The 7,059-nt window shown below is 62.6% G+C and carries 5 protein-coding genes and 1 pseudogene; 1 reads left to right on the forward strand and 5 read right to left on the reverse strand.

What is annotated here, in order from left to right; genetic code table 11:
• Positions 1-240 (reverse strand): annotated as a pseudogene (locus VJS90_RS02440) (hypothetical protein); the annotation flags it as partial.
• A 164-nt stretch (positions 241-404) separates the two neighbouring features.
• On the opposite strand from VJS90_RS02440, the gene VJS90_RS02445 reads away from it, so the two are divergent.
• A complete protein-coding gene (locus tag VJS90_RS02445) occupies positions 405-884 on the forward strand; it encodes a VOC family protein (RefSeq protein ID WP_324118750.1) in 480 nt (159 codons plus the stop codon).
• Between the two features lie 6 nt (positions 885-890).
• Here the strand turns inward: VJS90_RS02445 and VJS90_RS02450 are convergent, their stop codons facing one another.
• The 4 genes from VJS90_RS02450 to VJS90_RS02465 form a co-directional block, all read right to left on the reverse strand.
• The gene (locus VJS90_RS02450) at positions 891-2,744 is read right to left on the reverse strand and encodes an ABC transporter ATP-binding protein (protein ID WP_324118752.1); all 1,854 of its coding nucleotides are present in this window, start codon (positions 2,742-2,744) and stop codon (positions 891-893) included.
• A gap of 331 nt (positions 2,745-3,075) precedes the next feature.
• A complete protein-coding gene (locus VJS90_RS02455) occupies positions 3,076-5,136 on the reverse strand; it encodes a TonB-dependent siderophore receptor (protein ID WP_324118756.1) in 2,061 nt (686 codons plus the stop codon).
• A 364-nt stretch (positions 5,137-5,500) separates the two neighbouring features.
• Complete coding sequence (locus VJS90_RS02460) at positions 5,501-6,118, reverse strand: LysE family translocator (protein WP_324118753.1); 618 nt, start codon at positions 6,116-6,118, stop codon at positions 5,501-5,503.
• Between the two features lie 177 nt (positions 6,119-6,295).
• Positions 6,296-7,059, reverse strand: a 764-nt coding sequence (locus VJS90_RS02465) for an AraC family transcriptional regulator (protein ID WP_324118754.1), incomplete at its 5' end; no start/stop codon positions are given.

Genomic DNA, 7,059 nt, shown 5'->3' on the forward strand with positions numbered 1-7,059 from the left:
GACCGCCGCGCCTGCGACGGCGCCGGTCGCGGCACCCCGCAAGCGTCCACCAGACTGCGAGCTGTCCGCGCTGGCGCTGCTCGAGGTGCCGGCCTGGGCCTGGCAGGCACTGATGTCCTGCTGGATGAGCTCGGTCGACTGTCCTTTGAGCGGCGTTATTGTCTCGGCTGTGGCGCAAAGGCAAAACATCGAGAGCAGGGTGGCGATGGTGGCGATTCCAGGGGAAATGGACGTTTTCATAAGGCCTCCAATGCTGTTCAGCGTGCTTTGGACTTTGCAGTTTAGCTCGGGGTGTGGGGCAGCATCGGGTGGGCTGCCGCGCGGGGGCGCGTTGGGCGGGCAGAGGGACCGGGGCGAAAGCGCTACTAGAATCCATGTGTCACTCCCAACCCCGGAGAACCCCCATGACCCGCAAAAACACGATCTGCCTCTGGTATGACGGCACCGCGCTGGAGGCTGCGACGTTCTATGCCCAGACGTTCCCCGACAGCGTCGTGGGCGCTGTGCATCGCGCCCCGGGGGATTTCCCCTCTGGAAAAGCCAACGATGTGCTGGTCGTCGAATTCACGGTGATGGGCATCCCATGCGTGGGGCTGAACGGCGGGGCGGCGTTCAGGCACAGCGAGGCGTTTTCATTCCAAGTGGCCACCGACGACCAGGCCGAGACTGACCGGTTGTGGAACGCGATAGTGGAAAACGGTGGCCAGGAAAGCGCATGCGGCTGGTGCAAGGACAAGTGGGGGTTGTCGTGGCAGATCACCCCACGGGCCCTGACCACCGCGATCGCCAGTCCCGACCGGGCAGCGGCCGGGCGGGCGTTCGAAGCGATGATGAGCATGCGCAAGATCGACATCGCTGCGATCGAAGCGGCGGTCAGGGGTTGAGCAGCGTTACTCCACCGCCTCGGCCACCCCCTGGTCCTCACCCAGGAAGCCGCCGCTCTGGTGATGCCAAAGCCGCGCGTAGGTCCCGTTTTTCGCGAGCAGTTCGGTGTGGGTGCCTTGCTCGATGATGCGCCCGTCATCCATCACGATGAGCCGGTCCATGGCCGCGATCGTGGACAGCCGGTGGGCGATGGCGATCACGGTCTTGCCTTGCATCATATCGTCCAGGCTTTCCTGGATCGCCACTTCGACTTCCGAGTCCAGCGCGCTGGTGGCCTCGTCAAGCAGCAGGATCGGGGCGTTCTTGAGCATCACCCGGGCGATCGCGATGCGCTGGCGCTGCCCACCCGACAGCTTGATGCCGCGCTCACCGACCAGGGTGTCGTAGCCGCTGTGGCCTTGCCGGTCACTCAGCTGGTTGATGAAACCATCTGCCTGGGCATTGGCCGCCGCGGTGCGGATCTGCGCGTCGGTAGCGTCGGGGCGTCCATACGCGATGTTGTCGCGGATCGAACGGTGGAGCAGGGAGGTGTCCTGGGTGACCATGCCGATCGCGCTGCGCAGGCTGTCTTGCGTGACGTGCGCGATGTTTTGCCCGTCGATGCGAATTTCGCCGCTGTCCACGTCGTAGAAGCGCAGCAGCAGGTTGATCAGCGTCGACTTCCCCGCACCGGAACGGCCCACCAGGCCGATTTTTTCGCCCGGGCGGATGTTCAGGCTCAGGCCATCGAGCACCTGGCGCTCACCGTTGTAGTTGAAGCTCACATTGTCGAAGCTCACCGCGCCGCCAGAGGTCGCCAGCACGCCCGCGTCTGGCGCATCCTGCACCTTCGGGCCGCGGGTCAGGGTGCTCATGCCATCCTGCACCGTGCCGATGCTCTCGAACAGCGAGGTCATCTGCCACATGATCCAGTGCGACATGCCGTTGATCCGTAGCGCCATGGCCGTGATCGCCGCCACGGCGCCCGTGCCCACCTCGCCCTGGTGCCACAGCCACAGCGCGTAGCCGCCCGCGCCCATGATCAGCGCGACCACCAGCGCCTGGTTGACGATTTCGAACTGGCTGACCAGGCGCATCTGGCGAAAGCCGGTCTGCTTGAAATCCTCCATGGCCGCGCGCGCGAAGTGCGCTTCACGCTTGGAGTGCGAGAACAGCTTCACCGTGGTGATATTGGTGTAGGCGTCCGAGATACGGCCTGTCATCGACGACCGCGCATGAGCCTGTTCCTGTCCGACCTTGCCCAGGCGGGGCACGAAGTACAGCATGGCCAGCCCGAACAATGCGACCCAGGCAATGAACGGCAGCATCAGCTTCCAGGCGAAGCCGCCGGCCAGGGCGATGATCGCGATGAAGTACACCCCGATCCCCGGTGCGATCTCGATGAGGGTGAACAGCACCTCGCGCACGGCCAGCGCCGTCTGCATCACCTTGGTGGTGACCCGGCCGGAGAACTCGTCGGAAAAGAACGACAGGCTTTGCCGCAGCATCAGCCGGTGGAAGTCCCAGCGCAGCCGCAGCGGCAGGTTGATCGCCAATATCTGGTGCTGCACCATGGTGCGCAACGCCACCAGGCCGATACTGGTCAGCAGTACGATGCCGATGCCCCACAGCACGCGGGCTTCCTGGCCATCCGTGGCGCCGCCTGCCTTCCAGGCCGAGAGCAGGTCGACGACCTGCCCGAGGAAGGAAAACAGCCAGGCCTCGTAGATCGACACACCCGCGCTAAGCAGCGCGAACGCCAGGACATACCCACGGGCGCCCCGCGTGCAGGCCCACAGAAACCGCGCCAGGCCCTCGGGCGGCGGCGGTGCCTCGTCGGGCGGGAAAGGGTCGAGCCGTCGTTCAAATACACGCAGCATGGAGGTCTCCAAAACAAACAAGTTGAGAGATTCTGCCATTAACGGCGGCTTTGAGGGGGTTGTGAGGGTGAGGGCAGGGCGGTTTTAGCGTGTTGGCACTCGGATGACGTTCTCCAAGGTGCCGTATATATCCGGCCCGGCATCGCCAGGCCCTGTGGGAGCGTGCCTCGTGCCGCGAAACGAGGGCGGAGCCCTCGCCGGGGCGCATGACTGCCGTGTTGTGCGGTGGTGGCAGGGGACATCGAATCCAGCCAGAGGCTCTTGCAGCGCCTATCGAAACAGGTGTTCTCGCGGTGAACCAGGTGGCCCACCGCGAAAACCACAGAGGGGATCAATACTTCCAGGTCACCGACGCCGTCAGGTTGCGCGGCGCGCCGTAGCTGGCAGTCGTGGCATTGTTGTACAGCGAAAGCAGGTATTTGCGGTCGGTCACGTTGTTGAGGTTCAGCGACGTGCTCCAGTTCTCGTCGATGTCGTAGCTGGTCATCAGGTCAACCAGGCCGTAGGCGTTCTGGTGGATGGCCTTTTTGGTGTCGTGTTCCACCGCGGTCTGCCAGCTCACACGGGCGCCGACCTTCATCTGAGGCAGGCTCGGCAGGCGGTAGGTGGCCATGCCGCGCAAGCTGTGGGCCGGCACGTATTTGCGCGCTTTCTCGCCCTCGTCATCTTCAATGTGCACATAGGTGTAGCCGGCGAGCAGGTCCAGGCCAGGCATAACTTCGCCGGAGGCTTGCAACTCGATGCCGCGGCTCTTGAAATCGCCCGCGGTGTAGGCTTGGCGACCGTTCACCATGCCTGCATCCACGCCCACGTTGCGCTGCTCGGTCTTGAATACCGCAGCGGTCACATGCAGGCGCTCGTCTATCACGCTGCCTTTGACCCCGACCTCCATGCTTTTGCCTTCCAGCGGGTCCAGCAGTCTGCCATCGGTGCCGACCATGTTGTATTGCGGGTTGTAGATCTTGGTCCAGCTGCCGTAGACACTCCACTGATCGTTCAGGTCGTAGACCAGACCGGTGTAAGGCGTGACCTTGCCGTGCTCGCGGGTGTAGTGCTCGGTGGCATAGCTGGTGCCCTTGCCGTCGGCGCTGAGCATGCGAGCGCCGGCGATCCAGTGCAGGTCGTCAGCCAGGCTGAAGCGTGCTCCGGCGAATACGCTCTTCTGGGTGTCCTGGAAATTCTGCGACAGATCTTCGCTGGTGTAGCCGAACGATGGCTTGGGCGTGTTGCCCGCCAGAATGCCCGAGAACGAGGTATCGAAGGCGCTGAAGTTCTCCATGTCTTCGTCATACTCGTGGCCTTTCTGGTGCGTGCGCCCATAAGCGGCGCCGAGCGTCAGTTGATGCTCGCGGCCGAACAGGCTGAACGGGCCTTGCACCTTGGCCTCGCCCAGCAGCTGGTGAGCCTCGCTGCTGGTGTGGTTGGCATACGCCCCGGCGACGTCACCGGTGACGGAGCCGACATAGAGCATGTTGGTGTCCTGCTTTTCCTGGACGCCAGTGGCGGTCAGCGTGGCGTTCCAGTCGTTGCCGAAGTCGTGCTTGAGTTCGATGAAGGCGCGCTGGGTGTGCAGGTTCCAGTAGGTCCACGGCTGGCCGATGCTGGTGCTGCGGCCGCTGTAGTGGATGGCATTGCCGGCGCTGTCCTCCAGCGGCAGGTTGCCCCAGGTGCTGCCGTTGGAGTCGCTGTTGTGCTGGGAGAAGCCCACGGTCACGGTGTCGGCATCGGACACATCGAACGCCAGCAGGCCGGCGGCAACGTTGCGCTCCTGGCTGTAGCGGTCCATCCACGAGTTGCCCTTGTCGTGGGAGTAGATGAAGCGGCCACGCACATTGCCGGTGTCGGTCAGCGGGCCGGCGACGTCGACGTCCACGCGACGGCTGTCCCAGGAGCCGACACTGGTTTCGACCTGTGCCTGGAAGGTATCAGTCGGGCGCTTGCGTACGAAGTTGACCGTAGCGGACGGGTTGCCGGCGCCACTCATCAAGCCATTGGCGCCGTGCAGCACGTCGATCTGCTCGTACTCGGCCAGGTCCTGGTCGCCCACCAGCACGGTGCCCACGAAGGGCATGCCCATGCCGTCGTATTCGAACGTGTTGATGTCGAAGCCGCGCGAGGTGAATTCGGTGCGGTCGGACTCGGTTTGCTCAACGGTCACCGACGGCGCCGCGCGCAACGCGTCCTTGATGCCGGTGATCTTGAAATCGTCCAGCGCCTGCCGGGTGATGGTGGTCACCGCCTGCGGCGTCTGCTTGTCGGTCAGCCCCAGTTTGGTGGTGGTGGACGACGCCTTGCCTTCATATCCCTGACTCAGGCCGTCGCCACGTTCGCTGGTGCTTTCGATCTGGGTGGCGGGCAGCGTGAGGTCATCGGCTGCTTGAACAAAGGGCATGGCGCTGCATGCGCCGACCAGCAGGAGGCTGGCAGGGATGTGACGTTTCAAAGGAATTCCTAGAGGATAAGAATGGTAACAGGATGTGTTCTCAAAATATGAATGAGAATCTAACTCATATGTGGAGGGTATTTCGACATTTTTTTCACATTTCGTGACATTTGCCGAAGGGGATTAAGGCGGGGGCGATTTGATCGGGGATTGGAGTCGGTTACTCACTGGGGCCAGGAACCCGATGGTTCTCTGCTGTTGAACTCGGGAAGTCAGGAGGTGCAGGCTAGAGCGGGGGAGGGTAGCTGAGCGTTCGCATCCGAGCCTAAGCTTGCCTGGTCGGCCGGATGGGGAACTGCCCAGCTCCGCGATCTCAGAATAGAGCCCGAACCACAAGCATCACGGCCAGCCCCATCATGATCACACCGGATACTCGTCCAACGAGCCGTGCAACGCCTGGACGCGTTCTCAACGCTTTGTTCGCCCCGAAGCCCACCATTGAGTAGACCACTGAGCAACTGGCCGTGTACACCAGCCCCAAGGCCAGGATCTGCGCCGGAATGCTCCAGGCGGCTGTTTCCGAAGTCCACGGTGGCAGAAACGCCAGGAAGAAGATGAACGCCTTGGGGTTCAACCCGCTAACCAGCGCTCCCTCCCGGAACCACGTGATCCAGCTGCCAGCACGTTCAGCGCCACCACCAGAATGCGGAACAGGCGGATTACGCAGCATCCCATAGCCCAGCCACGCCAGGTACAGAGCGCCCATGACGGTGAGAACGGCCATCAGAACCGGGTTGCCAGCAATCAGCATGCCCACGCCTGCTGCAATCAGGATCGTCAGTAACACATACCCGGCCAGCAACCCCAGCACGGAAGCACCCACCCCCCGATTGCGGATCCCTGCGGAAATTGCATAGGCCCAGTCGGCACCGGGCGTGAAAACGAAAAGCAATGAAAAGGCCCAGAAAGCCACCAGCGTTGATTGGCTCATGCTGGCTCCGGATAGCTGAATGAAAGCTGTGAAATGTGCATGCTTGACCGTTGGACAGACACCGATCCACTTGTGCTGTCCCAGGCAAGGTCATTGCGCACCACAATCGCTACTTTGATATCAAACATCGCGTACTCCTTCAAAACTGAACAGTGATGATGGAGTCGAGGGCAGGCTTCAGTCTGTTAGATTTGTGCAGAGTCGCTGATAGGCCGCTGGAGTCAGGCGGTAAGCGCGTCGGAACCACACGCCCATGTGGCTTTGATCAGAAAAGCCTACCTCCGCCGCCACTTCCGCCGCGGGCTTTCCAGCAGCCAGCAATGCTCGAGCCGCGCGTAGTCTCAGTCGGATCAGATACGCGTGGGGCGTCTGGCCGTAAGTCCGCTTGAACTGCCGGGTCAGCCTGAAACGGTCCATGCCCGTGTAGGCGGCAAGCTCATCCAGGCTGACGTCGGTCGCCATCAGGACATGCAGGAAATCCTTGGCTCTGTCCATCATCGGCACCGACTCGGCCTTGTCGGACTGCTGCGCTGGCCGCAGGTGCCTGGAAAGGACTGCCATCAGGGTGTCCAGACTTTCGTCCCTAGCCAGGCGGCCTTCGTTGTGATGAATGGCCAGGAAGGCCCGCTGGATTGCATCCCTGAGGTGAACATCGTCGGTCAGGGTGTCGCGAAAGGCCGCGCCGAGAGAGGATGCATCTCCCACCCCGAGACGATCCGTCATGCCAGACACCCACCGCTGGGGAAGGTAGAGCATGCCGTAGGTGAAACCCTCCGGCTCAGGTGCGAAGCCATCATGCAAAGCCCCCGGCTCAATCAGTATCGACCTGCCAGGAGTGCTGGTATGCGTTGAGCGATTGCAGCTGAAGCGCTGCACGCCCTGATGTGTCACGCCGACCAACATCTCGTCATGATCATGGGGATCGTAGGCGTGGCCCTGGA

The organism is Pseudomonas sp., from assembly GCF_035277045.1.
In the GTDB taxonomy this organism is placed as follows: domain Bacteria; phylum Pseudomonadota; class Gammaproteobacteria; order Pseudomonadales; family Pseudomonadaceae; genus Aquipseudomonas.